At 59.7% G+C, this 26,365-nt stretch carries 28 protein-coding genes; 13 read left to right on the top strand and 15 right to left on the bottom strand.

The genetic code is table 11. The annotated features are described in order from the left end of the window. The first annotated feature begins 56 nt into the window (after positions 1-56). Together ACKUTP_RS09345 and ACKUTP_RS09340 are read left to right on the top strand one after the other, a co-directional pair. Positions 57-674: an ATP-dependent Clp protease proteolytic subunit gene (locus tag ACKUTP_RS09345; protein WP_409064186.1), complete on the top strand. Its 618-nt coding sequence runs from the start codon at positions 57-59 to the stop codon at positions 672-674. Continuing rightward, positions 667-1,971, top strand: coding sequence for a VirD4-like conjugal transfer protein, CD1115 family (locus tag ACKUTP_RS09340; protein WP_148332751.1), 1,305 nt, complete (start codon positions 667-669; stop codon positions 1,969-1,971). The genes ACKUTP_RS09345 and ACKUTP_RS09340 overlap by 8 nt, the downstream gene beginning before the upstream one ends. A gap of 138 nt (positions 1,972-2,109) precedes the next feature. Here ACKUTP_RS09340 and pgi read toward each other — a convergent pair whose 3' ends face one another. Together pgi and ACKUTP_RS09330 are read right to left on the bottom strand one after the other, a co-directional pair. Then, on the bottom strand, positions 2,110-3,804 hold the full coding sequence (pgi, locus tag ACKUTP_RS09335) for a glucose-6-phosphate isomerase (protein ID WP_409064185.1): 1,695 nt from the start codon (positions 3,802-3,804) through the stop codon (positions 2,110-2,112). A gap of 199 nt (positions 3,805-4,003) precedes the next feature. Further along, the gene (locus ACKUTP_RS09330; RefSeq protein WP_409064233.1) at positions 4,004-4,528 is read right to left on the bottom strand and encodes an iron-containing alcohol dehydrogenase; all 525 of its coding nucleotides are present in this window, start codon (positions 4,526-4,528) and stop codon (positions 4,004-4,006) included. A 237-nt stretch (positions 4,529-4,765) separates the two neighbouring features. On the opposite strand from ACKUTP_RS09330, the gene ACKUTP_RS09325 reads away from it, so the two are divergent. After that, positions 4,766-6,271 (top strand): DNA repair protein, encoded by a 1,506-nt coding sequence (locus ACKUTP_RS09325; RefSeq protein WP_409064184.1) that lies wholly within the window; start codon positions 4,766-4,768, stop codon positions 6,269-6,271. Continuing rightward, positions 6,264-6,689, top strand: a complete 426-nt coding sequence (locus ACKUTP_RS09320; protein WP_409064183.1) for a hypothetical protein — start codon at positions 6,264-6,266, stop codon at positions 6,687-6,689. Before ACKUTP_RS09325 ends, ACKUTP_RS09320 begins: the two co-directional genes overlap by 8 nt. 26 nt (positions 6,690-6,715) lie before the next feature. Here the strand turns inward: ACKUTP_RS09320 and ACKUTP_RS09315 are convergent, their stop codons facing one another. Beyond that, positions 6,716-7,099 (bottom strand): heavy-metal-associated domain-containing protein, encoded by a 384-nt coding sequence (locus tag ACKUTP_RS09315; RefSeq protein ID WP_409064182.1) that lies wholly within the window; start codon positions 7,097-7,099, stop codon positions 6,716-6,718. A gap of 175 nt (positions 7,100-7,274) precedes the next feature. Here ACKUTP_RS09315 and ACKUTP_RS09310 point away from each other — a divergent pair, with 175 nt between their 5' ends. Together ACKUTP_RS09310 and ACKUTP_RS09305 are read left to right on the top strand one after the other, a co-directional pair. Further along, positions 7,275-7,979: a DUF3793 family protein gene (locus tag ACKUTP_RS09310; protein WP_161144863.1), complete on the top strand. Its 705-nt coding sequence runs from the start codon at positions 7,275-7,277 to the stop codon at positions 7,977-7,979. Between the two features lie 46 nt (positions 7,980-8,025). Then, positions 8,026-8,445 carry a flavodoxin gene (locus ACKUTP_RS09305; protein ID WP_409064181.1) on the top strand — a complete coding sequence of 140 codons (420 nt, stop codon included), beginning with the start codon at positions 8,026-8,028 and terminating at the stop codon, positions 8,443-8,445. A gap of 117 nt (positions 8,446-8,562) precedes the next feature. On the opposite strand, the gene ACKUTP_RS09300 is transcribed toward ACKUTP_RS09305, so the two are convergent. From ACKUTP_RS09300 to ACKUTP_RS09275, 6 genes are all read right to left on the bottom strand, one after another. Beyond that, the gene (locus ACKUTP_RS09300; RefSeq protein WP_055251428.1) at positions 8,563-9,315 is read right to left on the bottom strand and encodes an amino acid ABC transporter ATP-binding protein; all 753 of its coding nucleotides are present in this window, start codon (positions 9,313-9,315) and stop codon (positions 8,563-8,565) included. A 12-nt stretch (positions 9,316-9,327) separates the two neighbouring features. Further along, complete coding sequence (locus ACKUTP_RS09295; RefSeq protein ID WP_409064180.1) at positions 9,328-10,689, bottom strand: ABC transporter permease subunit; 1,362 nt, start codon at positions 10,687-10,689, stop codon at positions 9,328-9,330. Between the two features lie 118 nt (positions 10,690-10,807). Continuing rightward, a complete protein-coding gene (locus tag ACKUTP_RS09290) occupies positions 10,808-11,668 on the bottom strand; it encodes an ABC transporter substrate-binding protein (RefSeq protein WP_099431468.1) in 861 nt (286 codons plus the stop codon). 147 nt (positions 11,669-11,815) lie between these two features. Then, positions 11,816-12,682, bottom strand: coding sequence for a deoxyribonuclease IV (locus tag ACKUTP_RS09285; RefSeq protein ID WP_117848784.1), 867 nt, complete (start codon positions 12,680-12,682; stop codon positions 11,816-11,818). A gap of 166 nt (positions 12,683-12,848) precedes the next feature. Further along, positions 12,849-13,868 carry a Gfo/Idh/MocA family protein gene (locus ACKUTP_RS09280; RefSeq protein ID WP_409064179.1) on the bottom strand — a complete coding sequence of 340 codons (1,020 nt, stop codon included), beginning with the start codon at positions 13,866-13,868 and terminating at the stop codon, positions 12,849-12,851. A gap of 91 nt (positions 13,869-13,959) precedes the next feature. Beyond that, complete coding sequence (locus ACKUTP_RS09275; RefSeq protein WP_409064178.1) at positions 13,960-15,150, bottom strand: aldo/keto reductase; 1,191 nt, start codon at positions 15,148-15,150, stop codon at positions 13,960-13,962. Between the two features lie 480 nt (positions 15,151-15,630). On the opposite strand from ACKUTP_RS09275, the gene ACKUTP_RS09270 reads away from it, so the two are divergent. Beyond that, the gene (locus ACKUTP_RS09270) at positions 15,631-16,545 is read left to right on the top strand and encodes a ketopantoate reductase family protein (RefSeq protein WP_226790585.1); all 915 of its coding nucleotides are present in this window, start codon (positions 15,631-15,633) and stop codon (positions 16,543-16,545) included. Between the two features lie 109 nt (positions 16,546-16,654). On the opposite strand, the gene ACKUTP_RS09265 is transcribed toward ACKUTP_RS09270, so the two are convergent. The 3 genes from ACKUTP_RS09265 to ACKUTP_RS09255 form a co-directional block, all read right to left on the bottom strand. Next, positions 16,655-16,861, bottom strand: coding sequence for a hypothetical protein (locus tag ACKUTP_RS09265; RefSeq protein ID WP_238022794.1), 207 nt, complete (start codon positions 16,859-16,861; stop codon positions 16,655-16,657). A gap of 186 nt (positions 16,862-17,047) precedes the next feature. After that, a complete protein-coding gene (locus ACKUTP_RS09260) occupies positions 17,048-17,821 on the bottom strand; it encodes a hypothetical protein (RefSeq protein ID WP_409064177.1) in 774 nt (257 codons plus the stop codon). A gap of 312 nt (positions 17,822-18,133) precedes the next feature. Then, positions 18,134-19,444, bottom strand: coding sequence for an O-acetylhomoserine aminocarboxypropyltransferase/cysteine synthase family protein (locus ACKUTP_RS09255; protein WP_409064176.1), 1,311 nt, complete (start codon positions 19,442-19,444; stop codon positions 18,134-18,136). A gap of 273 nt (positions 19,445-19,717) precedes the next feature. Between ACKUTP_RS09255 and ACKUTP_RS09250 the strand changes: the two genes are divergently transcribed. The 5 genes from ACKUTP_RS09250 to ACKUTP_RS09230 all read left to right on the top strand — a co-directional run bounded on the left by ACKUTP_RS09250 (position 19,718) and on the right by ACKUTP_RS09230 (position 23,242). Further along, positions 19,718-20,620 (top strand): LysR family transcriptional regulator, encoded by a 903-nt coding sequence (locus tag ACKUTP_RS09250; RefSeq protein WP_409064175.1) that lies wholly within the window; start codon positions 19,718-19,720, stop codon positions 20,618-20,620. A 48-nt stretch (positions 20,621-20,668) separates the two neighbouring features. Further along, a complete protein-coding gene (rnhA, locus tag ACKUTP_RS09245) occupies positions 20,669-21,205 on the top strand; it encodes a ribonuclease HI (RefSeq protein ID WP_409064174.1) in 537 nt (178 codons plus the stop codon). A 75-nt stretch (positions 21,206-21,280) separates the two neighbouring features. Beyond that, positions 21,281-22,387, top strand: a complete 1,107-nt coding sequence (locus ACKUTP_RS09240; RefSeq protein WP_409064173.1) for a Gfo/Idh/MocA family protein — start codon at positions 21,281-21,283, stop codon at positions 22,385-22,387. A gap of 2 nt (positions 22,388-22,389) precedes the next feature. After that, positions 22,390-22,800, top strand: a complete 411-nt coding sequence (locus ACKUTP_RS09235) for an acylphosphatase (protein ID WP_271760110.1) — start codon at positions 22,390-22,392, stop codon at positions 22,798-22,800. A 61-nt stretch (positions 22,801-22,861) separates the two neighbouring features. After that, positions 22,862-23,242 carry a Fur family transcriptional regulator gene (locus tag ACKUTP_RS09230; protein WP_172677978.1) on the top strand — a complete coding sequence of 127 codons (381 nt, stop codon included), beginning with the start codon at positions 22,862-22,864 and terminating at the stop codon, positions 23,240-23,242. Positions 23,243-23,319: 77 nt separating this feature from the next. Here ACKUTP_RS09230 and ACKUTP_RS09225 read toward each other — a convergent pair whose 3' ends face one another. From ACKUTP_RS09225 to ACKUTP_RS09215, 3 genes are all read right to left on the bottom strand, one after another. Continuing rightward, a complete protein-coding gene (locus ACKUTP_RS09225; RefSeq protein WP_346976752.1) occupies positions 23,320-24,117 on the bottom strand; it encodes an HAD family hydrolase in 798 nt (265 codons plus the stop codon). A gap of 83 nt (positions 24,118-24,200) precedes the next feature. Further along, on the bottom strand, positions 24,201-24,779 hold the full coding sequence (locus tag ACKUTP_RS09220; protein ID WP_349089660.1) for a hypothetical protein: 579 nt from the start codon (positions 24,777-24,779) through the stop codon (positions 24,201-24,203). Between the two features lie 3 nt (positions 24,780-24,782). Then, a complete protein-coding gene (locus ACKUTP_RS09215; RefSeq protein ID WP_409064172.1) occupies positions 24,783-25,211 on the bottom strand; it encodes a peptidylprolyl isomerase in 429 nt (142 codons plus the stop codon). A gap of 120 nt (positions 25,212-25,331) precedes the next feature. Between ACKUTP_RS09215 and ACKUTP_RS09210 the strand changes: the two genes are divergently transcribed. Continuing rightward, entirely contained in the window at positions 25,332-26,345 is a 1,014-nt protein-coding gene (locus ACKUTP_RS09210) for a dipeptidase (RefSeq protein ID WP_409064171.1), read from the top strand. The last annotated feature ends 20 nt before the right edge of the window (positions 26,346-26,365 follow it).

Here is a 26,365-nt window from a genome sequence, read left to right as displayed (position 1 = left end):
GCCCCTCCGCGGGCAACAATCCTATTCCACAACACAACCAACAGAAAGGAGTCCTCATGGACACCAATCATTCCCCCATCATCAGCCCCCTCACCATGCGTGAATCCGCCCGAGGCATCACGCTCACCAGCATTTACGATGAGATGCTCGCCCGTCGCGAGCTCTCCGTCATGGGAAACATCGAAACCCCGATGGCCCACGACCTATGCCAGCAGATCCGCCTGCTCGATGCCACCGACCCCAGCCGCCCCATCACCATATTTGTCGCCAGCGCCGGCGGAAGCGTGCGATCGGGCCTTGCGATCTATGACGCCATGCGCCTCGCATCGTGCCCCATCCGCACCGTCTGCCTGGAATTCGCCGCGTCCATGGGCGCCGTGATCTTTATGGGCGGCGACGATCGCCGTATGGCGCCCCATGCAGAGCTCATGATTCACGACCCGCTGATCCCCCAGGGGGCAGGCGGCTCGGCACTTGCGTTGCAGGAAACCAGCCGGCGTCTCATGCAGACCCGCAAGACCCTCACGCAAATCCTCTCGGACCGCAGCGGCCTCACGCCCAAGCGCATCCAGTCCCTCACTGCAAAAGACACCTACCTTTCGGCCGAGCGCGCCGTCGAGCTCGGCTTTGCCCACGAAATCCTCTCGGCCACCAAGGAGGTCGCCCATGTCTAACCTCGCCAGCCGCCTCGCCGCATCTAAGTCCGCATCGTCCACCATCCTCGCCAAGGATCGAACGCTTTCCTGCGACACCCGCCAAACGGGACTCAACAACAACGCACTTGTGATCGGCCCCTCGGGAGCCGGCAAGACCCGAAACGTCCTCAAGCCCAACCTGCTGCAAATGAACGCAAGCTACATCGTGCTCGACACCAAAGGCACGCTCTGTCGCGAAGTGGGACCCGTGCTGGCAGCCCACGGTTACCGCGTGCAATGTCTCAACTTCGCCGACCTCAACACCGTCCCGGCCCTTGCGCCCGGCATCGAGCGCTGCGGCTACAACCCCCTGAGGCACATTCGCCGCAAGGCGGACGGCAGGCCCAACCAGCAGGACATCCTCTCGGTGGCAAAGGCCATCTGCCCCATCGAGGACAACAACCAGCCTTTTTGGGATCATGCGGCGGCAAACCTGCTGTCGTGTCTTATCGCCTACGTCACCGAACAGCTACCTGCCGACGAGCAGACGATCAGCTCGGTCATCAAGCTGATCGAGCACCTGCAGGACGGTGCCACGGGTCGATTGTTTGACGACCTGATCACGACCGACCCCCAAAGCTATGCCCTCTCGCTATGGCGACGCTACGCCATTACGCAAAATGCCGAGCGCATGCACGCGAGCATCGTCGGCATCCTTGCCGAAAAGGTCATGTGTCTGGGATTCGACGGTGCGGCACAGCTCTATCGTGAGTGCCATCAGGTGGACTTCGCTTCCATGGGACACACCCCCTGCGCCCTGTTTGTAACCGTGAGCGATATTGACCGCAATCTCGATCCGCTGACCGGCCTCTTTATTTCGCAGGCGTTTATGGGCCTCATTCGTGAGGCCGATAGGCAGCCCGACGGCAGCCTGCCCGTGCCCGTGCGCTTTATGCTCGATGACTTCGCAAATCTGCAGATCCCCCAGATCGACAACGTGCTCTCGATTATCCGAAGCCGCAACATCTGGGCAACGCTGCTGCTGCAGTCGACCAACCAGCTCGATGCGCTCTATGGCGAGGCACGCGCACGCTCCATCATGGGCAACTGCGACACGCATCTGGTGCTGGCGTTCCAGGATCCCGAGAGTGCCCGGGTGTTTTCCGACCGCGCCGACGCACTGCCCAGCACGCTCATGGCGACGCCGATTGATCGCTCGTGGCTCTTTGTGCGCGGTCGCACTCCCGAACAGGTCGAGCGCTTTAGGCTCGAAGACCATCCGCTCTACGGGGAGCTGCCCGAGGCGCAGCGAGGCCATGCGGAGGCCGAGATCTAGGCGCAGGGTTCTCGCAGCGCGCGGCGCCCCGGCGAAGATCCTTAAGGGCCGTGCGCCCCGGGGCCACGGCAAAGCAAAGGGGCCCGCATCCCAACGGATACGGGCCCCTTTCGGCATAAGCCAAGTCAGCCGTAAAAACTACTTGCGGTGAGCGCGGTAGAACTCGATGAGCGCCTGGGTCGAAGCGTCCTGCTCGGCCTTGGCGGCGTCGTCGTGGAAGGCAGGGGTGATCTGCTTGGCAAGCTGCTTGCCCAGCTCGACGCCCCACTGATCGTAGGAGTCGATACCCCAGACCGTGCCCTCGACAAACGTAATGTGCTCGTACAGGGCGATGAGCTCGCCGAGCGCGAACGGGGTCAGCGTGTCGCCGAAGATCGAGGTCGTCGGACGGTTGCCCTCAAAGCAGCGGGCGGGGACGATCTGCTCGGGCGTGCCCTCGGCGCGGACCTCGTCGGCCGTCTTACCAAAGGCGAGCGCCTTGGTCTGGGCCAGGAAGTTGCCCAGGAACAGCTCGTGGACATCCTGGCCGCTATCGGTTGCGGGGTTGGCAGTGTTGGCGAAAGCGATAAAGTCGGCCGGGACCACCACGGTGCCCTGGTGCAGCAGCTGGTAGAAGGCATGCTGGCCGTTGGTGCCGGGCTCGCCCCAGAAGATCTCACCGGTGTCGGAGGTCACGGCGCTGCCGTCCCAACGGACATGCTTGCCGTTGGACTCCATGGTGAGCTGCTGCAGGTAGGCCGGGAAGCGGTGCAGGTACTGGCAGTACGGCAGCACGGCGTGGCTCTTGGAACCGAAGAAGTTGACGTACCAGACGTTGAGCAGGCCCATCAGCGCGACGGCGTTGTTCTCGAGCGGGGTGTTGCAGAAGTACTCGTCGATGGCGTGGAAGCCCTCGAGGAACTGCTGGAAGCGCTCGGGGCCGAGCACGACGATCAGCGACAGGCCCACGGCGGAGTCAACAGAATAGCGGCCGCCAACCCAGTTCCAGAAACCGAAGGCGTTGGCAGGGTCGATGCCGAAGGCCTCGACCTTCTCGAGTGCGGTGGAAACGGCGACGAAGTGCTTTGCCACGGCCTCGGCGTTCTGCTCATCGGAGCCGTCGATGGCGCCCTGAGCCTTGAGCTGTTCAAGCATCCAGGTCTTGACCTCGCGGGCGTTGGTGAGGGTCTCGAGCGTGGTGAAGGTCTTGGAGACGATGATCACGAGCGTGGTCTCGGGATCCAAGCCCTTGAGCTTCTCGGCCTGGTCGTTGGGGTCGATGTTGGAGATATAGCGGCAGTCGATACCGGCGTCGGCATAGGGACGCAGGGCCTCGTAAGCCATGACCGGGCCCAGATCGGAGCCACCGATGCCGATGGACACCAGGTGCTCGATCTTCTTGCCGGTAACGCCCTTCCACTCACCGGAGCGCACGCGCTCGGCAAAGGCGTACATGCGGTCGAGAACCTCGTGCACGTCGGCGACGACATCCTGGCCGTCGACGATGAGCTGGCCCTTCTCGGTTGCCGGGCGGCGCAGTGCGGTGTGCAGGACGGCGCGGTCCTCGGTGGTGTTGATGTGCTCACCGGAGAACATGGCGTCGCGGCGCTCCTCGAGCTTCACCTCGCGGGCAAGATCGCACAGCAGCTTGACGGTCTCATCGGTCACCAGGTTCTTGGACAGGTCGAAGTGCAGGTCACCGGCGTCAAAGCTCAGCTTGTTCACGCGCTCGGCATCGGCGGCGAACCAGGCCTTGAGGTCGATACCATCGGCCTCGAGCTTCTCCTGATGAGCCTCGAGTGCCTTCCAAGCGGCAGTCGACGTAGCATCGATAGGTGCGGCAACAGTTGCCATAGAGTCCTCCTCAGCATACGGGCGCACGCCTCCATGCACCCGGACATTCAGATGGCACTATTCTAGCGCAGGTCAAGACTACAATCAGCGAGCGTTGCCAATCGGCCCCCAAACGGCAACCGACCAAAAAGGGACAGGCTTATTTTGGCAGGTCAAACGCTTTACCAACCAAAAATAACCCGTCCTTTTATGGCAAATATTAGGCCGCGGCGCAGACGCTACCGAGCAACTCACGCAGAGGAGACCCGATGCCCTCCAGCAGTTCGGGCGCGATAATGGCAAAAACGGGAACCTCGCCGGTGCCCACGACAGCAGGCACCTTGCCCTCCGAGACAATGCATCCATAAGGCACAAAGCCGTCTTCGCCGGCATCGAGCGCCGCCATGCGACGCGCGAGTTCGCGCGCAAAGCCGGCAGTATCGGCATCGACGATCGCCAGGACAAAGTCCACGCCTTCGTCGGTCGCCAGAGCCACGGCCTCGTCGATCAGCTCGTCTCCCCCGTCGCCCTCAAACGAGCCGCAGCGGAAAAGCACACGCTCGAGTAGGGCTCGATCAAGCGAGCCAAGTGCCGCCGAGACAAGCTCGTCGCGCGTATGCTTGTCACCGCCCAGCACAACCAGCGCCTTGGTGCCTCCGTAGTGAGCGACCAATCGTCCGCACCAGCGAGCCACGTCTCCATCCGCAACAAGGCGCGTCGGCATACCAAACCCATAATTGACCATCTTTTCCACAACCCTTCCGTGCGTATAGGCGGTATCAATCGTTAGGCCCATGCTACGAAGCGAGGTTTTCCGAGCTGTTTCGCACTCTTTAGAGCTGCGTTAAAACCCAATCCAACCGCACGACCATACCTACCAAAACAAACCAGTCCCTTTTTGACAGGTTTTGACGATGTCCGGACGAGCGGGTATTATCGAACAGGTATTCGATAAGAACATGTGTTTGATGAAAGGACACGGATGGCGCACGAGCAGCACACCTATATCTGCATCGACCTCAAGACGTTTTATGCCAGCGTCGAGTGCGTCGACCGTGGGCTCGATCCGCTCACCACCAACCTGGTCGTTGCCGACGAATCGCGCGGGCGCACGACCATCTGCCTCGCCATCACGCAGGCCATGAAGGACTTAGGGATTCACAATCGCTGCCGCCTATTCGAGATTCCCGATGGTATCGACTACATCACGGCCGTACCGCGCATGCAGCACTATATGGAGGTGTCGGCGCAAATCTACGGCATCTATCTGGAATACGTCAGCCCCCAGGACGTGCACGTCTACTCCATCGATGAGTGCTTTATCGACGTGACGCCCTATCTGGACCTCTATCACACCGATGCGGAAGGCTTCGCCTGCATGTTGCGCGACGAGGTCCTGGCGCGCACCGGCATCACGGCAACGGTCGGAATCGGCCCCAACCTATTCCAGGCCAAGGTAGCGCTCGACATTACCGCCAAGCACGTACCCAGCCGCATCGGCATACTCGACGACGAGACCTTTCGCAAGGAGATCTGGCCCCATCACCCCATCACCGACATCTGGGGCATCGGCCCCGGCGTGGCAGCCCGACTCGAAAAGTATGGCGTCTACGACCTGATGGGCGTCGCCGCCCTTGACGAAAACCTGCTCTACGACGAGCTCGGCGTCAATGCCGAATATCTTATCGATCACGCCTTCGGACGCGAGCCGACAACCATCGCCGATATCCAAGCCTATCGCCCGCAGGCAACTTCGACCACCACAGGACAGGTGCTCTCGAAGGGTTATGCCTACGAACAGGCCTATACCGTCTTGCGCGAGATGGTCGACAACGCCGTTTTAGACTTGGTCGATAAGCACGTGGTCTGCGACAGCATCTCGCTCTTTGTGGGCTACGCGAGCGAGCGCGCCGACATACGCCGCCTCGACGCCAGCGGTACAGCGCAGTATGTGGACGGATGCGGGCACCTGCGCTCGAGCACATCGAGTATCGAACCCACCGCAACCGCCGGCCCCGAGCTCGCGCCCCGTGCGCCCAGGCCCGTCCAACGCGATGACGAACGGCGCCGCCTAGTGCGCGAAGCGCAGGCAATCGACGGCATCTTTGTGGGAGAGCATGGCGGCAAACCGCGTGGTGGCTATGCCGCACTCTTTGCGCACTCTAACGCCTCGCGAAAGCTGCCCGAGCGTACCAATTCGTTTAAGAAGATCATGGGCTATTTTGATGAGCTCTGGGCGCAGACTGTCGATCCCAAACGACCGGTCAAGCGCATCAACCTGGGCTTTGGCAACCTCATGCCCGAGGAATTTGCCACCATCGATCTGTTCAGCGATATCGAGGCCGATGAGCGCGAGCGCGACCTGGCGCGCGCCGTCCTGGCCGTGAAAGGCAAGTACGGCAAGAACGCGCTCGTCAAGGGATTAAGCTTTACCGCCGGCGCTACCGCGCGCGAACGCAACGGCCAAGTTGGAGGACACCGTGCCTAGGCCCAAACAACAGCCCGTGCGCCCGCCGACCGCCTTCGAGCGCCTGGCGGACCCCGAGGGCAGACGCCGCGTCGCCGACCCCAACCTCACTGCCAACGGTGCCGTGCGTGCCAACCGCGCCGCACAGTTTATGCCCTTTGCCGCCCTCACGGGATACTATGAACTCGTGCGCAAGCAGGAAATCACCGTCGAGCCAAAATGTGAGCTCACGGAAGAAAAAGCCCTCGAGCTTTCTAAAAAGCTCGAGGGCCTCAAACGTGGCGACTTGGTTCGTATCACTTATTACGATACATACGGCTATCGCAGCCGCACCGGTATCCTCGACGAGGCGCTCCCCGCCTTCAAGCTCCTCAAGCTCCGAGACATCGCCATCGACTTCGACGACATCCAAGACATCGAACTGCGCGGACGAGCCTAGCCAAGGGAGCGCATCCAGGGCGGCGCTTACAGCGTCATGACGTAGTAGCCCGCGTCTTTCACGGCCGTCTCGAGGACACCACGATCAACCGGGTGCTTCGAGCGCACGCGTGCCGTGTGGTCCGCATACGTCACCGTTGCCCACACGCCATCCAGCGCATTGAGGGCATTGGCTACGTTCTGAGCGCAGCCGTCACAGCTCATGCCGCCGATGAGCAGCTCATCGCTATAGGGATAGTGTGACGCATCGGTATCCACCACAACAACCTTTTTGGCCTTCTTGCCGCTCGCGCCATCGCTGCAGCAACTCTTCCCGTGTGTCGAAGCGGCAATACGACGCAGTCCAAAAAACATGCCGACGGCAATGACGGCCAGCACGATGAGATTCGCAGGGTTGAGCAAGTCACTCATGCGTTCCCCTTTCAAGTAACGCTATCTAGATACCCCCATGGGGTGTCACCATCTTAACCCAAATTCATGTCCGTTCGGTCAATTAGTTTCCCTCTTCAAACTTTTTTGTTGACCATGGCTTACTTTCGTGTATAAGTTTTCCTAGGCTAACAACTGAGGACCCGAAAGGAGCATCGTGACTCGAACCATTGACATCCCAACATACCAAACGGCTGTCGTACGCAACTGCTCCCCTACGCTCGCAGGTATCAAGCCGGCTTCGCTCTTTACCTATCCCGGCGTTTACGCCAACCAAAACGGAAAACCCGGCGCCGCCCATATCGAAGAGCGACGCTCTCGCCTGCTCGCCGTCATAGCCCAATGCAACCGCGAGCTCCAGCCACTCGGAATCCATATGAGCGTTTTGGTCTGGCGCCCCTGCGGAGCGCTCATCTATGTGTACCGCCCTGCGGACCTCATGCGATACCTCTCCGACCCCCGTGCCACGACGGCGCTAGCCGCCGAAGGTTACGATGTCCACAACCTGCCCGCATCCCTGGTGCATCTCGCCGCGCGCATCACGCTGGCAAGCAGCAATGCCGCAGAAAGCGCCTATGACGGCAGCGTCTGCGCACTCGCGCGAAATAGGCACTGCGATACGGGGTGCATATGCGAGTTCCCCCACGAAATTGGCTATTTTTTAGGCTATCCCTACGAAGATGTCCATCAGTTTATCGTCCAGCACGGCGAAAACTATAAGGTCTTTGGCGCATGGAAGGTATACACAAACGTTGAGCAGGCGCTCACGACCTTCGATTCCTATCGCGCATGCACGCAATACCTTACCTACATCTATCAACAGGGCTGCACCCTGGGACAACTTGTCCAGGCAACCCGATAGAGCATACAAGACGCGGCCGCACGCCGCACAACCGAAAGGAAAACATATGAGCAAGATCGCCGTCGTCTACTGGAGCGGTACAGGCAACACCGAGGCCATGGCAAACTTCGTTGCCGAGGGTGCAACCGGTGCCGGCGCCGAGGCAGAGGTCATCTCCTGCGCCGACTTCTCCGCAGACAAGGCCGCCGGCTATGACGCCATTGCCTTCGGCTGCCCCGCCATGGGTTCCGAGGAGCTTGAATACGATGAGTTCCAGCCCATGTGGGATGAGGTCAAGGAGACCCTCGGCGACAAGAAGGTCGTCCTCTTTGGCTCTTATTCGTGGGCCGAGGGCGAATGGATGGACAACTGGAAGGCGGACGCCGACGAGGCGGGCGTCAATGTCGTCGATTCCGTCATTTGCTACGATGCGCCCGATGATGAGGGCGAGACCGCTTGCAAGGCCCTCGGAGCCGAGCTCGCGTAACGAACCCAGGGCCTCCAAAAGAGCCTGCATCAAAGCGCATCCTCATCCCTACAAAAGAGCGGGGGCTGGATTCAAGTCCAGCCCCCGCTCTTTAGTAACGGCAGTTACATCAACCGGCTACGAGATATTGCCCAAAAACGCCTTGGTGCGTTCGCTCTTGGGATGGTCGAAGACCTCGCTCGGCGTGCCCTCTTCCACGATAACGCCACCGTCCATAAAGACGACGCGGTCGGCGACGTCGCGGGCAAAGCCCATCTCGTGCGTCACGACGATCATGGTCATGCCATCGCGTGCCAGGTCGCGCATGACACCCAGAACGTCGCGGACAAGCTCGGGGTCAAGCGCCGACGTGGCCTCGTCAAAGAGCATAACGTGAGGGTTCATCGACAGGGCGCGGGCGATGGCCACGCGCTGCTGCTGGCCGCCCGAAAGCTGACTCGGCATAAAATCGATGCGCTCGGCCAGACCGACCTTGGTCAGCTCCTCGACGGCGATCTTCTCGGCCTCTTCCTTGCTGCGCTTGAGCACCTTCTGCTGCGCGAGCATGACGTTCTTTTTGACCGACAGGTGCGGGAACAAATTGAACTGCTGGAACACCATACCCAGATGCGTGCGCACCTTGTTAAGGTCGACACCCTTGGCGCACACGTCCACGCCCTCAACGACAATCGAGCCACTCGTGGGATGCTCCAGACGGTTGATGCAGCGAAGCATCGTCGACTTGCCCGAGCCCGAAGGACCCAGAACTACGACGACCTCGCCCTTATGCACATCCAGATCGATATCGCGCAGGACCACGTTGTCGCCAAAGGCCTTCTGGAGGTTCTTGATGCTGACGACGACCTCGTTCGAGTTATTGGTTTCGCTCATGATAGGACCTCCTTACAGACCGGCGATGTGATCGGCGGGCGTCGCGACAACCTGTCCGGCGCTCTTGGCGGGACGCTTCTTCTTGGTCTCGACCGTGCCCAAAAGCCTCGCCTCAAGACCGCTCACCAAGCGCGCAAGCGGCAGGGTGATGACCAGATAGAACAGGGCGGCAACCACGTACGGTGTAATGGAGCCCGTCGTGGCCACGATGGTGCGGGCGTTCATGACGATCTCGACCACGCCCACGGCCGCGAGCAGCGACGTATCCTTGTAAAGCAGGATGAACTCGCTGGTCAACGTAGGCAGAACATTGCGGAACGTCTGCGGAATCATAACGTAGAGCAGCGTCTGGAAGGCGTTCATGCCCAGCGAGCGAGCAGCCTCGTTTTGGCCCTTGGGGATCGATTGAATACCGGCACGGAAGATCTCGCACAGGTACGCAGACGAGTTCATGGCCATGACGATGACGCCCAAGACATAGTCGTCCACCTTGACGCCGGCCAACGGCAGACCGAAGAACGCGATATAGATCTGCAGGAACGCCGGCGTACCGCGAATGATATTCACATAGATGCCGGCAAGGCAACGCAGGATGCGCGACTTGGAGATGCGCATGAGCGACAGGGCAAAGCCAAAGGGGATTGCCAGCGGAAACGCCACGAGCACGATCGAGAGCGACATGAGGAAGCCCTTAAAGACGATCGGCAGGCTTTGGACCAAAATGACCGGGTTTAAGAACAGGCGCAGGAACATATTGGAGTTCCACGCCTCGACCCACGGCTGCCCCTTAAGGTCGGCCAGGAAGTTATCGAAGGCCGTCACGCCCTTGATCTCCACCGACGGAATCTTGGAGATCTTCTTGGTCGAACCGTCGGCGAGCGTATAGGTGCCGCTAAAGGCCTCATCGCCGCCCTCGACGGGGAAGGTCACGCCGTAAACCTCGACGCGGAAATAGCCGCCGGCAGGCGCCGTCTCACCAAAGTCAATCTTGAGCGTCTGGCCGTCAGCCTTGCACGTAGGTTTCATGGGCGTACGATCCATGAGGTCCTCGCCCGAGAGCATCGTCAATCGCGTGTCATCGGTACCAAACGTCGTGCCGTCGACAAACGTCAGCGAAAGACCGCTCAGCTCCTCGTCGGCATCGGCCTGAACTTCCCAAGTGATGCGCGTCTCGGTGCCGCCGACCACATCGCTACCCGAACCGGTATTGGGTCGGGCGGTAATCTTTGCGGTCTCAAGCGCCTGGGCGGTCGTGGGCACGCAGGCCCCCGCGCATACCAGGGCGAGCGCCACAGCCAGGGCACAGGCCAGCTTTTGGAGCATCGAGGGCAGTGGAAAACGCTGCTCCGCGGCCCCTTTGTTCAGTCGAGACAAGGTGGCTCCTATCGTAGAAGTTGCCGGCAAAACGAGACGGAAAAGCTCTCCGTCAAGAGAAGCGCAAAGGCCCTCTCCGCCAAAACGGAAAGGGCCCGCGCGCAATCAAGTAGCTATTTTACTTGATGTTGTACTTAGCCATGAGGGCGTCAACGGTACCGTCATCAGTCAGGTCCTTGATGGCCTGGTTGATGTCGTCCTTGAGCTTGGTGTTGCCCTGGTTGATGGCGATGGCGTACTCCTCGCCGGTGCTGATCTGCTTGATGGTCTGGCAGGTGTTGAACTGCTCGGCGGTCAGCTGGCTGGCAACGGAGCGGTTGGTGACTACGGCGTCGCCCTTATCGGACTGCAGGGCGCTGAAGCACTCGGTAGCGTCCTTGTAGGGGACGATCTTGGCCTTGGGGAAGTTCTCCTGGGCAAAGGCCTCGGCGGTCGAGCCAGACTGGACGATGATGGTAGCGTCAGCGTTGTTGAGCTTCTCGCTGTAGTTGTCGGCCGTGATGTCGGTGTTATCGACCTTGGTCACGATAGCCTGATCGTCCATGTAGTAGGAATCAGAGAAAGTGACTTCCTTCTCACGCTCGGGCGTGTCGGTGATAGCCGCGATGGAAACGTCATACTTGGCGCCCGAAGCGACGCCCGGAACCAGCGTGTCAAAGTCATTGTTGACATACTCGACATCCAGGCCCAGCTTGTCGCCGATGGCCTTGATGAGCTCAAGGTCAAAGCCCTGATAATCGCCGTTGTCATCCTTGTACTCAAACGGAGCGTACTCGGCAGAGGTGCCGACGGTCAGCGTACCATCCTTGACGAGCGCGTACTCCTTGGAGCCGTCGACCTTCTCGACCTTAGCGTCGTCAGAGCTGCTGGAACCGGCATCAGAACCAGAGGTGGCGTTGGACGAGCCGCAGCCCGTCAGTGCGAGGGCGAGCGCCATGGCACCCGTGGCGGCAAATGCGCCAAGCTTCTTGAGCTTCATAATCAGTCTCCTTCCGGTGACCTCGTTTGATTCAGAGGCCTGCAAAAACTGTTGGCTATTATGCACCTGGAATTACGAATCTGCAATGAGAAAACTGATTGAAACAAACCCATAACGTGAATGGAATACTCTACTTTGTGACAGTCATTACTGCTGCAATGACCTTAATAATCTAATTTCAGCTGCATAACCTGCAAGTTCGTTCGGAGTCTCCAAAATAAACGGCAGCGAACACAAACGGCCATTCGATACAATATTCTGCATAACCTGCATACCGCCACCAAATTCCTCGCTGCCAAGGTATCCCTTGCCGATGCACTCGTGACGATCTTTATGGGCGCCACAAGGGTTCTTCGAATCGTTGATGTGTACGGCATGCAAGCGATCGATACCCACCACGCGGTCGAACTCGTCGAGTACGCCGTCCAGATCATGGATGATGTCGTAGCCGGCATCGCTCACATGGCAGGTGTCCAAACAAACGCCCAGCTTATCGGACAGCTCTGGGCACTTGGCGGCAACGCCCTCGATAATGCACGCCAGTTCTTCAAAGCTACGGCCCACCTCGGTGCCCTTGCCTGCCATGGTCTCAAGCAATACCGTCGTCTGCTGTCCCTCAAACATCACCTGGCACAGCGTGTCGACAATCATCTGAATGCCGACGTCTGCCCCCTGTCCCACATGCGCACCGGGATGAAAATTGTAGTAGTTGCCGGGCAGCGCTTCCATGCGCTGCAGATCCTCGGCCATGGCCTCCAGGGCAAACTCGCGCGCCCGCTCCTTAGCGGAGCAGGGGTTATAGGTATACGGGGCATGAGCCACGAGCGGGCCAAAGTCGTTTTGCTCCATAAGCTCGCGCAGGGCCGCCACGTCATCCATGTCAAGGTCTTTTGCCTTGCCACCGCGCGGGTTGCGCGTAAAGAACGCAAAGGTATTGGCGCCAATGGACAACGCCGTCTCCCCCATCGCCCGATAGCCCTTCGTCGTCGAAAGATGGCACCCGATCGTCAGCATCTCCAACTCCCCCTCATCAGTTGCGGTGAAATACGGTCTATTGGTGCCTTATTTTGGCGCAAACAGACCGTATTCCACCGCAAGTTATAAAAGGGGCATCAGAGATGTGGGCCGCCAGGCACCACGGGCGCCGGCGTCATGATCCCCTACGCGTCAGCGCCAAGTCCTAGAGGGCTAGACGGATTGCATCGATGATGTGCGCGCAGCGCTGCGTGGCGGCTAGGGACATGATGGGGCTTTCGAGTTTCCCCGCCTGAATGAGCTGCGTCGCATGCTGGATTTCGCCGTAGAAATCATCGACCTCAAACGGGGCATTTATTTCGAGCGTTCGCCCGTCGGAGTACTTCACATGGGCGAGCTCGGGGCGATGGAGACGCTCGATTTCCAACGAACCCCGCTCACAGGCAATCGTTAAGCGGCTTTCATATGTTGCTTTGCCGTCGCACACCATATGAATGGGTATACCGCCGACGCTCATATGGATCTCGTCGGCCCAATCGACGCGGCCGCCCGATACGTCACGCCAGCGAACTTCACGGGACGAAACCTCGCACGCGCCCGCGAGCAAATCCTCAAACCAACCGACCGCATAACAGCCCATGTCATATAGACAGCCGCCCTGCAACGGATCAAGCAGATAGCCCGAAGGAGGCTCGCCGTAATCGAGCTTTTGCACGCTTTCAATCGAGACAATACGGCCAAGCTCACCCGACGCAAGCAAGTCCTTCACGCGAGTGCGCATCGGGCAAAACCGATTCTTCATCGCCTCCATAAACAGCACGCCGCGCTCACGAGAGGTGGAGGCAATCGAGAGAGCCTCTTCCTCGCTCAAAACGGCCGGCTTTTCGCACAGCACGGCCTTTCCGGCGCGCAGCGCGCGACAGGCCCAACGCGTATGCATGCCATGCGGAAGAGCCAAGTAGATTGCGTCGACATCGGGGTCGGCAATCAGCGCGTCATAAGCCGCATTGCCGTTATCGTCGACCGAGACATGGCCATGCGCAGCATCGATCGAAAACACTCGGCAAAATTCCTCGACATGTGCAGGAGTGCGGCCGGCCGCAGCCACCAGCCGTGCCCCGTCGACCTTCTTGAGCGACGATGCAAATCGATGAGAAATGTGCCCGGCGCCCAAAATGCCCCAACGAACCTCACGCGAATCATTACGTAAACCTCGGTCACCCACGATAGTCTCCCATTAGTTGCGGCGAAATAGTTCCTGCTGTTGCCCTATTCTGCCGTAAACAGGAACTATTCCATCACAAGATATAAAAGGATCATGAGGAGCGCGTTGTGCGGAAGGCTTTAAGCACAGCCGTTACGGGGCCAGGCTGGAAACGTCGGCGCACGTCATCGAGACGCTCGGGAATATCGATGTGCTGCGGGCAGTGACGTGCGCATTTACCGCACTTGACGCAATTGCTCACCAACTTGGGCTCGCTTGTGCGCACCGCGCTCGCCGTAAAGTATTGAGACAGCCCCGTAAACCAGCTGTGCGCATAGCTTGCGTTGTAGGCGGCAAAACATCCAGGGATATTGATGCCTTTAGGGCACGGCATGCAATAGCCGCATCCCGTGCAGGGCACACGGTTCGATTTCTCAAACTCCATCAACACGCGCGCAATCGTGTCGAGCTGGTTGGCCGTCATCGAATTCGGCAACGCGAGGTCTGCCAGTGACGAATTCTCGTCCACCTGCGCGGTATCGGTCATACCCGAAAGCAACATGGTCACCTGGGGATGATTCCACACCCACGAGAGCCCCCAAGCGGCAGGCGTATGCAAATGCCGATCGCATGCACCATCGAGAACAGCGCGCGCCCGCGGAGGCAATTTGCCTGCCAAGCGTCCGCCCAAAAGCGGCTCCATCACAAACACCGCGAGACCTCGCTCGGCGGCGGCCATGAGCCCCGCCGTTCCCGCCTGATATCGTTCTCCAGCGTAGTTGTACTGGATCTGGCAAAAGTCCCACTCATACGCATCGAGCATCGTAAGGAAGTCCGCCGCGCTGCCGTGGTACGAAAAGCCTATCTGACGAATACGCCCTGCAGCCTTTTGCTGCGCGATCCAGTCCTCGATGCCCAACGCCACCACACGTTCCCACTGGGCGGGCGAGGTAATGTTGTGCATGAGGTAATAGTCGATATGGTCAGTCCGTAGGCGGCGCAGTTGCTCGTCGAAGAACCGGTCGAAATCCTCCGCGCATTTGCACGAAGCATGCGGCAGCTTGGTTGCGAGCAAAACCTGGTCGCGCAAGCCCAGGCGCTCAAGCGACGCACCCACGCACGCCTCGTTGCCGGGATAGAGATAGGCCGTGTCCAGGTAGTTAATCCCCTGCTCCACCGCACGGGAAATGATGGCATCGGCTGTCTTCGCATCCGGACGTCCCGGCGCACCGGGAAACCTCATGCAGCCCAGACCCAGAGCGGATATTCGGTTACCACTTTTAGGGTCAACGCGGTATTGCACGGCCCCTCCCCTCCCATCGAAGCCCTGACAAGGCGAAACAAACCCGTCACGCCATCGAAACACATCGGAATCGCAATTGAGAACGTATCGTAACGCAGCAGAAATCGAGCCGTCACGGCACCGCTTTAACATCAGCAAAAAGCCCGATGAAAGGAGCCGGGCATCACCACGTGCGAGGACGCCTACCCCTACCCCGGCGAGCAATACATCCTCTCGGTCGACCGCCATCAGATCGAAGTCATGGACCATCTGGACGAGCTTCCCGCCACAGGCGCCGTCATCTTCTGCACCTTCCCCAAGGTCCGCGATGGCGTCGGATACCCCGCCCGCGTCTTTGCGGTCTGCCCCGCGGCATAAGCGCACAGCGCAATAGTTTCTTTTTCATAACAGCCGCCCCGCGCACCCACCAATCACCCTGGCAGCATACAATCCATCAGGCGCCCCTTACGCGGGCGCCTTTTACATGGGGAGATGATTCACATGCAGATCAACAAGGTCGCCTTTATCGGCAAGGGCGGCGTCGGCCTGCTCTACGGCAGCATGATTGCCAAGGCCCTCGGCAATGACGCCGTCGAATACGTTATGGATGACACCCGTTTTGAGCGTCACGCGAACGACGCGCTCACCGTCAACGGCAAGCCCTGCGATCTCACGTCCGTCCGTGCCAGCGAGGCGACGCCCGCCGATCTGGTCATCCTGACAGTCAAGACCACCGGTCTCGACCAAGCACTCAAGACTATGGAGCGCGTCGTGGGACCCAACACGCTCATCGCCTCGCTGTGCAACGGCATTACGAGCGAGCAAAAGATTGCCGAACGCTTTGGCTGGGAGCATACCGTTCTTGGTATCTGCCAGGGCATGGACGCCGTGTTTCTCAACGGCGCGCTCACCTTTACCAATGCGGGCGAAATCCGCTTTGGCGCGGCGGCCGGCACGAACCCCGCAACCATCACCGCAATCGACGAGCTCTATACGCGCTGCGGCATCGCCCATACCGTCGAGGACGACATCGCCCACCGCATGTGGGCCAAACTCATGCTCAACGACGGCATCAACCAGACCTGCATGGCCTACGGCGGGACCTACGGAAGCGCCACGGAGCCGGGCTCCGAGCAGCGCCGCTGCTTTGTTTCCGCCATGCGCGAAACGCTTGCGGTCGCCAACGCCGAGGGCGTTGAACTGACCGAGGCAGACCTGACGCAAATGGTGCACCTCATCGAGGGAATCGACCCCGCCGGTATGCCCTCGATGGCTCAAGACCGCATCGCAAGGCGCAAAACCGAGGTTGATGAGTTCGCGGGCACCATCTGCCGCCTCGCAGCCAAACACGATATCCAGGCACCGCAAAACGAGTGGCTCTATCGGCGCATCCGCGATATCGAGAAAAGCTGGTAGCGCCGACGCGCCGCATTCAACAGCCTTAACAGCAAAACCGCCGCAAGGGAACCTTTCCCCTGCGGCGGCCTTCATCTTCGTCTATGACCGGCGGCCGATCTCACAACAGTTAGCGTTGCGACCCCGGCACCTCGTCCTCATCGTCGCGGCAAAGAACCACGCCTGCGCTTCCCAGCAGCGTGGCCGCGATCAGCGCGCCGACCACGATAGGAGCAGCCCCGCATGTCCCCTGCATGCCCGCGACGAGCGCGGCCGTGGGACCAAGGCAGCCAAGCATCAACGCGACGGCGGCAACGGCAATATCTCGAGCATTCACAAGACCACTTCCTCCAAGAGAAAGACCTTATTTCTCAAGAACCAGTGTGCCCCGCATCCATACGCCCAGCGTACCGCCACGGTAAGGGCTCTGTTAACTCAAACGCATACATAGAACGGACGTCCTTACGTTGCCCTAAAGCTCGGTAAAGACGCCCGTCCGCCAAATATCCGTGATGCAGAAAAATCACCAACCGGTGTAGTAATCGGTGGTTCCGGCAGCGCAGCCGGAGTCATAGACCTTGCAATCACCCTTGGAGCCCGTAAAGGTCGAGCCCTGGGCCATATCGCCCGCGGCAACAACGTAATAGCCGTCGGAATCGCGCCAGAAGCCCTCAGAATCCTGAGTCCATTCGCCCGTGCGATAGTGATAAAGCACATTGCTGCTGTAATAGGTCTCGCGGCGCCCGTTGTAGTTATTGACACCCGCAGAGCGCGTCAGGCCCGATCCGTTCGCGTAGGACGCGGCAGACGCGTAAGACGGAGTGTAACCGGCGTTGTAGTACGAAGCCTGGGCGGCCTCGGCAGCCTCCGCCTCGGCGGCAGCCTCGAGCGCTTCGCGCTTGGCATCCTCAAGCGCAGCGCGCAGCTCATCGAGCTCGGTCGACTTGGCGTCGACCTCCCCCATCGTCAACAGGCTACCCGCACCGTCGATGCAACCCTGCAGCACAGCACGCTCGTCATCGGTAGCATAGTCGCCATACATATTCATAATGATCTGAGCGCGCATCTCAAGGGAATCGCGCTTGGCCTCCATCGAGGCGTTCCACTCCTGCATGGAACCATAACCATCGCCGCGATAGTCAACGGGCTGCACCAGCGTCGCCTCGGACGGCGTAGGTCCAACCGTATCGGATAGTATTGCCGCGTGGGCATCGGTTGCACCGGCGCCCGCCAAAAGTGCCACGGTCAGAGCGGCGGAAAGGGCGGCGGCTTTCGGTTTTCGTGAATCGATCCTCATGTAGCTAGAAACCTCCGTAGTGCGTTTTTGCTGCGTTTGAGCTGCGTGTGATTCGATCGCGCTGCATAGTACCCCGAGCAAATCGCGACCTGCGGTTTTACTCAAAAGGCGCACGTCAATTGCGTAAAACTCACATCCTCTTAACAGGAGTTTTCCACATCTCGATTGCATAAAGCATGCCAAAAACCCTGTTTTTGCACCCGCTCTATGCAAAAAAGGCGCCTGTGCAACCATTGTTCGCACAGGCGCCTTGAGCAGGCATTTTATGCAGTTATACCTATCGAGTCGCAAGGGGTCCTTGCACAAGTCGCCTTACTCGTCCAGCGCGGCGAAGGCCTGCTTCAGATCCCAAATGATATCCTCGGCGTTCTCGGTACCGATGGAAAGACGGATCGTGGAGGGCGTGATGTTCTGCTCGGCGAGCTCCTCGGCAGAGAGCTGGGAGTGCGTAGTGGTAGCCGGGTGCACGACGAGCGACTTGACGTCGGCCACGTTGGCGAGCAGCGAGAAGACCTGCAGATGGTCGATGAACTTCCAAGCTGCCTCCTGGCCACCCTTAATCTCAAAGGTAAAGATCGAGGCACCGCCGTTGGGGAAGTACTTCTGATAGAGCTCGTGATCGGGGTGCTCAGACAGGCTCGGGTGGTTCACCTTGGCGACATGGCTATCACCAGCCAGGAACTCAACGACCTTCTTGGTGTTCTCGACATGACGGTCAACGCGCAGCGACAGAGTCTCGGTGCCCTGGAGCAGGATCCAAGCGTTGAACGGGCTGATGCAGGCGCCCTCGTCACGCAGCAGGATGGCGCGGACATAGGTTGCGAAGGCGGCGGGACCGGCAGCCTCGGCAAACGAGACGCCATGGTAGGAGGGGTTGGGCTCGGCGATCTGCTCATACTTGCCGCTCGCCTTCCAATCGAAGTTACCGCCGTCGACGATCACACCGCCCAGCGAGGTGCCGTGGCCGCCGATGAACTTGGTTGCGGAGTGGACGACGATGTTGGCACCATGCTCCAGCGGGCGGAACAGATACGGGGTGCCGAAAGTGTTGTCGACGACAACCGGCAGACCGTGCTTCTTGGCGATCTCGGAGATGGCGTCGATGTTGGGGATGTCGGAGTTGGGGTTGCCGAGCGTCTCGAGATAGATGACCGTGGTGTTGTCCTTGATGGCGCCCTCGACCTCGCCCAGGTTATGAGCGTCGACAAACGTGGTCTCGACGCCAAACTGGGAGAGCGTATGCTCCAGCAGGTTGTAGGAGCCACCGTAGATGGTCTTCTGGGCAACCACATGGTCACCGGCCTGAGCAAGAGCCTGCAGGGTATAGGTGATGGCAGCAGCACCGGAGGCGACGGCGAGACCTGCCACGCCACCCTCGAGTGCGGCGATACGGTCCTCGAAGACGCCCTGGGTGGAGTTGGTCAGACGGCCGTAGATGTTACCAGCATCGGCAAGACCAAAGCGGTCGGCGGCGTGCTGGGAGTTGCGGAACACATAGCTCGTGGTCTGGTAGATAGGCACGGCGCGGGAGTCGGATGCGGGATCGGCGCTCTCCTGGCCAACGTGAAGCTGCAGGGTATCGAAACCAAAGGTGTGCTCGGGGTTGTTGATGAACTGGCTCATGATGATCTCCTTGATCGAACAAAAGTAAACAAATTAGAGAGAAGTAAGTCGCTGTCTCCTGATCACGCCAACGGGCGCAAACAGGAGCCCGGCATTCGTCTTGGTAAGCATTTCATATGCGGGCCTCCTTTCGCATCCCGGTTCCGTGGTCGGTTTAATTACCTACCGCCTTTGTGTGTTTTGAATAGTACGAGCATTGTTTCGCTCGGTCAATCACTTAAAAGCGCTAACCTGTTATCGGTTTTGTAGATAACGCTCGAAAGGACGGCGCCGATGACCCTCCAGCAGCTTCGTTTTCTGATCGCCGTGGCAGAGTCCGGCTCAATCAACGCCGCAGCTCAGCGCCTCTATACCGCTCAGTCCAACATCTCAAACGCCGTCAAAAGCCTGGAGCAGGAACTCCACCTGGAGATCTTCACGCGCTCTAGCCGCGGTGTTGCACTCACCAACGACGGCACCGAGCTTTTGGGTTATGCGCGCCAGGTCGTAGAGCAGGCCGACATGCTCGAGGCCCGCTACGAGGACGGCGGTACACCTCAGGCCCGCCTCGCCATTTCCGCCCAGCACTACGCCTTTTCGGTCGAGGCCTTTGTCAACGTGGTCGAGCGCTGCCGCGACAGCAAGTTCGAGTTCATCATGCGCGAGACCACCACATCGCAGATCATCGATGACGTCCGTGCGTTTCGCAGCGATATCGGCATTCTGTATCTGGATGACTTTAACACCCGCGTTCTGCAGAAGGCCTTCGCCGATGCCCGCGCAAGCTTCCATCCCCTATTCGACGCGACGGTCCACGTCTTCGTTAGCGAGCGCCACCCGCTCGCGCGCCGCCCTCAGCTGTCCCTTGCCGACCTCACGCCCTATACGCGCTACAGCTTTGAGCAGGGAACCTCAAACTCCTTCTATTACGCCGAGGAACCTTTTAGCTATATCCCTTGCGACCGCAACATACGAATCTCGGACCGCGGAACACTTACTAACTTACTTATCACGTCGAACGGTTACACCCTGTCGACCGGCGTCCTCTCCAATGAAATGCAATGGGGTATGGCATCGATCCCGTTAGCAGACGCCCCAACGATGCACGTAGGCCATATCATGCACGACGAGCGCAAGCCCTCTCCCCTCTTGCAGCAATACCTCGATGAGCTCAACCGCATCATCCATGCCAACTAACTGTCGGAAGACGGGGTAGAAATCATAGATTGCTAGCCCCCGGCGGGCATGGCGCTACAATGGTCACTCGCACGAAACATACCCAACGAAAGGAACCATGTGAAGGTCATCATCTATACCGACGGCTCGGCCCGATCAAATCCGGGACGCGGCGGCTACGGCGCCGTGCTCAAATACACCAACCCCGCCGGCAAGACCTTCACCTCCGAGCTTTCGCGCGGCTACGCCAAGACCACCAACAACCGCATGGAGCTCATGGCCGTTATCGTGGCGCTCGAGGCACTCAACCGCCCCTGCGACGTCGAAGTCCATTCCGATTCGCAGTACGTCGTCAACGCCTTCAACAAGCACTGGATTGACGGATGGAAAAAACGCGGCTGGAAGACTGCCAACAAGCAACCTGTCAAGAACCGCGATCTGTGGGAGCGCCTGCTCACCGCAAAGAGCAAGCACAAAGTGGAGTTCATCTGGGTTAAAGGGCATGCCGGCCATGAGCTCAACGAGCGCTGCGACGAGCTTGCCACCACGGCGGCCGACGGAGCCAACCTCGATATCGACACCGGCTTTAACGAGAGCGACCTGTAACGGCGTTTTCGCACGCTATTTCCTGCCCCCTCGCGCTACACTCATCCTGTAAACCGAACAGCACGAGGGGGATACATGCTGCGTATAGCGACCATCGGCACATCCATGATTACCGACGACTTTATCCAGGTCGTCAACGCCAACGACCAAGCCGCGTTTGTGGGCACGCTCTCGCGCAATGCAGATCGCGGTGCTGCCTTTACCGCCGAGCGCGGCGGCGAGCGTAACTTCACCGCACTTGACGAGCTTGCGTCCGCTGCCGACGTCGACGCCGTCTATATCGGCAGCCCCAACGCACTTCACTACGAGCAGGCCCTTGCCTGCATCGCCGGTGGCAAGCACGTCATCGTCGAGAAGCCCTTCTGCGCCACCGAGGCGCAGGCGCTGGAAGTCTTCCGCGCTGCCGAGGCAGCAGGTGTCGTGGCCCTCGAGGCCATGCGCCCGCTCCATGACCCCGCTTTCCACGCCATCGAGGACGCCCTGGGCGAGATTGCGCCCATTCGTCGTGCCTCATTGCGCTTTGGCAAGTATTCCTCGCGCTACAACGAGATTCTCGCGGGACGCTCCACCAATATCTTCGACTGCAATATGGCATCGGGTTCCCTCATGGACATTGGCGTCTACACCGTCGAGCCCATGGTCGAGATTTTCGGCATGCCCTCCGGCCTTACGAGCATGGCTACTCTGCTCGACCCCACCACGCGACAGCTCACGCACGGCCCCATCGACGGCTGCGGTTCTATCCTCGCCAGTTACGGCGGTGGCCGCATCTCCGTCGAGCTCGCGCACTCCAAAATTACGAATGACCTGCTGCCCTCGCAGATCGAAGGCGAGCGTGGCACTATCCAGATCGACCATCTGTCCACGCCCCGCAACGTCCGCATCGACTATCGCGGCGATGTCGTACGCGGCTCAGCGACCGAGGCACCGCGCGAACAGGGCGACAACGGCCGCGTGCTCGACCTGCCCAAATCGAGCAACACCATGGAATACGAACTCACAGACTTTATCACCGCCATCGGCGGCATCGATAACGTCAAGGAAGAGATTTGGGAGACCCCGGCGGGACGCCACGAGCTTGGCCACTACCGCGATGTCACGCTCGTCTCACTGCGCATCATGGATGCCGTGCGCCAGCAGGCCGGCATAACCTTCCCGGCCGACGCAGGCAAGCAGGCATAGCGATGGGCTTCTTCGATACGTTCTTCTCCAGCGTCACCAGCGGCAGTCGAGAGCCTCAAAAGCCGTCAAACGTCGAGCTCGAGCTGCGCCGCAGGCTTACTGTGCTCGCAAGCGACGGGGTCACTCAAGACACTCCCCTGCGCTATTTCCTGCGCTGGGCGGGGCAAGTCCAAGGCGTTGGTTTTCGCTTTACCAACACCAACCTCGCGCAGGCACGCGCGCTCACCGGCTGGGTGCGTAACATGGAAGACGGCTCAGTCGAGATGGAGATACAGGGAGCTCCGGCAAACATCCTATCTCATCTCGAGGCGCTTCATGCCTCCTACGAGCGCATGGGGACGCGTTTTCGCCTCGTAGACGCCCAGGTCCGAGCCCCACTTGCCAATGAAGACGGTTTCACTCCTCATTATTAGTATTGTGTGCTAAATACGGTATCATTTACCTACGACCGTTAGTAGAAAAGAGGCGAGGCGCATGGCGGTGCAAAGAAGGAATACCAGGCAGCGAAAGCTGGTTCTTGACGCCGTGCGCCAAAGCTATAACCATCCCACCGCCGACGAAATCTACAACGTCGTGCGCGCGCAGGATGACAAAATCAGCCGCGGTACGGTCTACCGCAATCTTAATCTCTTGGCAGATGCCGGAGAAATCCTCTCGATCAAGACGCCGGGCGGGAGTCGCTTCGATCGCACCATCGAGCCGCACGCACATATCATCTGCACCTCGTGCAGCCGCGTCATCGACGTACCGCTCCCCTTCGATGCCCAGCTCGACGCCAAGGCGTCCGAGCAAATCGGCTGGCACGTCACGTCGCACTACACCATCTTCGAGGGTCTCTGCCCTGACTGTCGGTAGATGTTTGGAACATGCCTTAAAATCCACCTTTCCGCACTTTGCAGCAAAAAGTAGATTTCTAGACATGTCCCAAATGTCTACTCAGCAAGTAGACGACGCAGCTCTTCTTCGACCGTGCGCACGTAGCGGACGCGGTCGTTAATGCCACGCATAGAGGGGTTGCAGCTCTCCATCAGATAGGGATGGCCCACGACGTTGAGCATGTCGCGGTCGTTTTCGTTATCGCCAAACGCCATCATCTCATCGGGCGAAATCCCCAGGGCACGACCGTAATCGGCAAGCGCGGAGCCCTTGCCCGAACCGAAACCGATAAAGTCCGTCCATTCGGTTCCCGACGTCATCACGTCGACACGGTCGCTAAAGAGGCGCTCAAAATGCTCCAGCGCCGCCGGCTGATCCACCTCGGGCGTCTGGAAGGCAATCTTAATGACGTCCTCGTCGATGTCCTCGGGACGGTCGACCACCGCCACGTCGCAGTGGACCTCATAGCGCAAATGGTCGACGAACGCATCGTTGCCGCTCATGGTGTAGAGGTGTCCCTCACACGAAAGGGTCACGTCGGCATGGGGATACGCAACCACAGCATTCGCGATATCCATAGCAAGGCTACGCTCCATAGAGCGCTTGACCACGGCACGCCCCTCGCTCATCACCAGGGCTCCGTTTTCGCATACATAGGCGAGCTCATCGGCCACCGGGGCAAACAGGTAGCGCAAGCTCGCATATTGACGACCACTCGCCGGCATAAACACGATACCGCGACGATGTAGCTCATCGATAAGCTCAAAGGCCTCGGAACGCGGCTCGCGCTCCCCCGGATGCAGCAACGTGCCGTCCAAATCGCATGCAATCAGCTTGATTCCCTCAAGACCCATATGCTTTCCCCCAAAGCACCTCATCAACAGTAAGACGGACTTTGAATAGCTGCCTCTCAAAGTCCGTCTTACTCATACGCACGTTAACCGCGCGCCTTCTTTACGATGGTAAAGTCCGGAGCCATGCTAACGACGACCTCCGCCGCACTCGACGCAAAGCGCCGGTCCGTATCGAGTTCACGGGTAACCACCGAGAGGCGAACGCCCTCGATACCCCGGAGCATGCGGCCCAAAACAGGCTGCACCGGCGTATACATGCGCACGGTATGCTCGTCCGAGTCGCCCCGGAAGAGCGGCGCATGCATGTTGCCGATCTCCCAGCACGCATGCGCGAGCGCAATCGGATCCATGCGGTCGACTTCGACCAAATAAACCTCGGCGCTGCGCAGGCGCACGACAACCGCCACGGGCACCACGCCCGAACGGTCAATGGCGAGCACGTCGCCGTCGGCAAGACGACCACCGTCGGTAGCATCCAGCCGAACATCGATCGTGCGCCCCAGCTCCGTCACGCCCACAAACACGCATACATCAGCCTGGTCCCAATCGAGCAGTAGCTCATCGACCTCAAAGACACCGCCCAGCTCCCGGCGAAGCAGGAGTTCATAGGACGGATCGTTGAGATTTCCCAAACATGTCGTCGAAACCAAGCGTTCAGGCATGCTCTAGCCCTCGACCTCGACGAGCTCAATATCAAAGTTGAGGTCCTTGCCGGCCAACTCGTGGTTGGCGTCGAGCGTCACGGCCTCGGGCGTCACGTCAATGACGACGGCGGGGACAGGCATGCCGCTCGGCGTGGACAGGAAGAGCTTCATGCCCTTCTCGATCTGCTCGATGTTGGGAACCTGCTCGGCCGGGAAGGCAATAACCATCTCGGGATTGTGCTCGCCGTAGGCATCGGCAGCCGGGATGTGCACGGTCTTCTTCTCGCCCACCTGCATGTCGACAACAGCGGCGTCGAAGCCCTTGATCATCTGACCGGCGCCGCAGGTGAACTCCAGCGGCTCGCCGCGATCGTAGGAGCTATCGAACTGCGTGCCGTCATCGAGCGTGCCGCGATAATGGGTCTTGACCTTCTTGCCCTGGTTGGACATGGTAACCTCCGTAATAAGGGCGGCGCACAACGCGGGCCGCCATGAACATATGGCGCTAACTATACCCTAGTCATACAATTCAATGACAGTTTGCAAAGAAACGCTGCAACCGGAGGAACCATGGCATATCCCGTATTTGACCTACACTGCGACACCGCTGACCGCATCGGCTGGGCCACGCTCGATCTCGACCTGCGCTTTACCGCCGGCACCGACGGTTATTTCCCCGGCGACGAAACGCATCCGCAAGATTTCGATCTCATCGAGGGCAACGCCTGCGCCATCTCGCTCGCAAAGATCGGCAACACGCCGTGGGCACAGTGCTTCGCCACGTTTGTCCCCGACGAGATTCCCGCCGCCCACGCCGCGCGCTTCCAGGCGCAAATCATGGCGCATATGAGCGGCCAGGCAATGCTCAACCACGACCGCATGGTCAACGTACGCAGCGCCGCAGACATTCGCCCCGCGCTCAAGGACGGCAAGGTCGCTTGCATCCACACCATCGAAAACGCCACGTTCTTTGCCGAGGACCCCGCGCTGATCGAGGTGCTCAAGAGCTTGGGCGTGCTTATGTCGTCACTCAGCTGGAACGCGCAGGGACCGCTCGCGAGCGGGCACGATACCCACGCCGGCCTCACCGCCGCCGGCATCGAGGCACTTACGCAGATGGAGCACGCCGGTATGGTACTCGACGTCTCCCACCTCAACGATGAGTGCTTTGACGAGGTTGTCGCCCACGCCACGCGCCCCTTCGTCGCCAGCCACTCCAACTCCCGCACCGTCTGCGGCGTCAAGCGCAATCTCACCGACGACCAGTTCCGCACCATTCGCGACATGGGCGGTATCGTCGGCCTCAACTACTGCAGCGAGTTCCTTTCCAACGACGCAACCGACGAGACCGCTGCAGACGTCACCTTCGACCAGCTGGCGGCACATATCGAGCACTGGCTCGACCTGGGCGGCGAGGACGTCATCGCACTCGGCGGCGACTGGGACGGAGCCACGGTGCCCGCTTTCCTCTCCGATGCCAGCAAGATGCCCGAGTTCCAGAACATGCTTTCCAAGCACTTTGGCAAGACCGTGATGCAAAAGCTCTGCAGCGACAACGCGCTTGCCTTCTTTGAGCGCTATTAATTTCACATCCCTTGAGCGGG

This window comes from Collinsella sp. wc0529, from assembly GCF_046116875.1.
Classification (GTDB): Bacteria; Actinomycetota; Coriobacteriia; order Coriobacteriales; family Coriobacteriaceae; genus Collinsella.
Note: the sequence above shows the minus strand (reverse complement) of the source record. Positions and strands in the feature narration are given on the sequence as shown.

What these genes read in the sequence shown, in the direction of transcription:
- ACKUTP_RS09345 (WP_409064186.1), top strand. Translation starts at nt 57, where the DNA reads ATGGACACCAATCATTCCCCCATCATCAGCCCCCTCACCATGCGTGAA.
- ACKUTP_RS09340 (WP_148332751.1), top strand. Translation starts at nt 667, where the DNA reads ATGTCTAACCTCGCCAGCCGCCTCGCCGCATCTAAGTCCGCATCGTCC.
- pgi (WP_409064185.1), bottom strand. Translation starts at nt 3,804, where the DNA reads ATGGCAACTGTTGCCGCACCTATCGATGCTACGTCGACTGCCGCTTGG.
- ACKUTP_RS09330 (WP_409064233.1), bottom strand. Translation starts at nt 4,528, where the DNA reads ATGGTCAATTATGGGTTTGGTATGCCGACGCGCCTTGTTGCGGATGGA.
- ACKUTP_RS09325 (WP_409064184.1), top strand. Translation starts at nt 4,766, where the DNA reads ATGGCGCACGAGCAGCACACCTATATCTGCATCGACCTCAAGACGTTT.
- ACKUTP_RS09315 (WP_409064182.1), bottom strand. Translation starts at nt 7,099, where the DNA reads ATGAGTGACTTGCTCAACCCTGCGAATCTCATCGTGCTGGCCGTCATT.
- ACKUTP_RS09305 (WP_409064181.1), top strand. Translation starts at nt 8,026, where the DNA reads ATGAGCAAGATCGCCGTCGTCTACTGGAGCGGTACAGGCAACACCGAG.
- ACKUTP_RS09300 (WP_055251428.1), bottom strand. Translation starts at nt 9,315, where the DNA reads ATGAGCGAAACCAATAACTCGAACGAGGTCGTCGTCAGCATCAAGAAC.
- ACKUTP_RS09290 (WP_099431468.1), bottom strand. Translation starts at nt 11,668, where the DNA reads ATGAAGCTCAAGAAGCTTGGCGCATTTGCCGCCACGGGTGCCATGGCG.
- ACKUTP_RS09285 (WP_117848784.1), bottom strand. Translation starts at nt 12,682, where the DNA reads ATGCTGACGATCGGGTGCCATCTTTCGACGACGAAGGGCTATCGGGCG.
- ACKUTP_RS09270 (WP_226790585.1), top strand. Translation starts at nt 15,631, where the DNA reads ATGCAGATCAACAAGGTCGCCTTTATCGGCAAGGGCGGCGTCGGCCTG.
- ACKUTP_RS09260 (WP_409064177.1), bottom strand. Translation starts at nt 17,821, where the DNA reads ATGAGGATCGATTCACGAAAACCGAAAGCCGCCGCCCTTTCCGCCGCT.
- ACKUTP_RS09255 (WP_409064176.1), bottom strand. Translation starts at nt 19,444, where the DNA reads ATGAGCCAGTTCATCAACAACCCCGAGCACACCTTTGGTTTCGATACC.
- ACKUTP_RS09250 (WP_409064175.1), top strand. Translation starts at nt 19,718, where the DNA reads ATGACCCTCCAGCAGCTTCGTTTTCTGATCGCCGTGGCAGAGTCCGGC.
- rnhA (WP_409064174.1), top strand. Translation starts at nt 20,669, where the DNA reads ATGGCGCTACAATGGTCACTCGCACGAAACATACCCAACGAAAGGAAC.
- ACKUTP_RS09240 (WP_409064173.1), top strand. Translation starts at nt 21,281, where the DNA reads ATGCTGCGTATAGCGACCATCGGCACATCCATGATTACCGACGACTTT.
- ACKUTP_RS09235 (WP_271760110.1), top strand. Translation starts at nt 22,390, where the DNA reads ATGGGCTTCTTCGATACGTTCTTCTCCAGCGTCACCAGCGGCAGTCGA.
- ACKUTP_RS09230 (WP_172677978.1), top strand. Translation starts at nt 22,862, where the DNA reads ATGGCGGTGCAAAGAAGGAATACCAGGCAGCGAAAGCTGGTTCTTGAC.
- ACKUTP_RS09225 (WP_346976752.1), bottom strand. Translation starts at nt 24,117, where the DNA reads ATGGGTCTTGAGGGAATCAAGCTGATTGCATGCGATTTGGACGGCACG.
- ACKUTP_RS09220 (WP_349089660.1), bottom strand. Translation starts at nt 24,779, where the DNA reads ATGCCTGAACGCTTGGTTTCGACGACATGTTTGGGAAATCTCAACGAT.
- ACKUTP_RS09215 (WP_409064172.1), bottom strand. Translation starts at nt 25,211, where the DNA reads ATGTCCAACCAGGGCAAGAAGGTCAAGACCCATTATCGCGGCACGCTC.
- ACKUTP_RS09210 (WP_409064171.1), top strand. Translation starts at nt 25,332, where the DNA reads ATGGCATATCCCGTATTTGACCTACACTGCGACACCGCTGACCGCATC.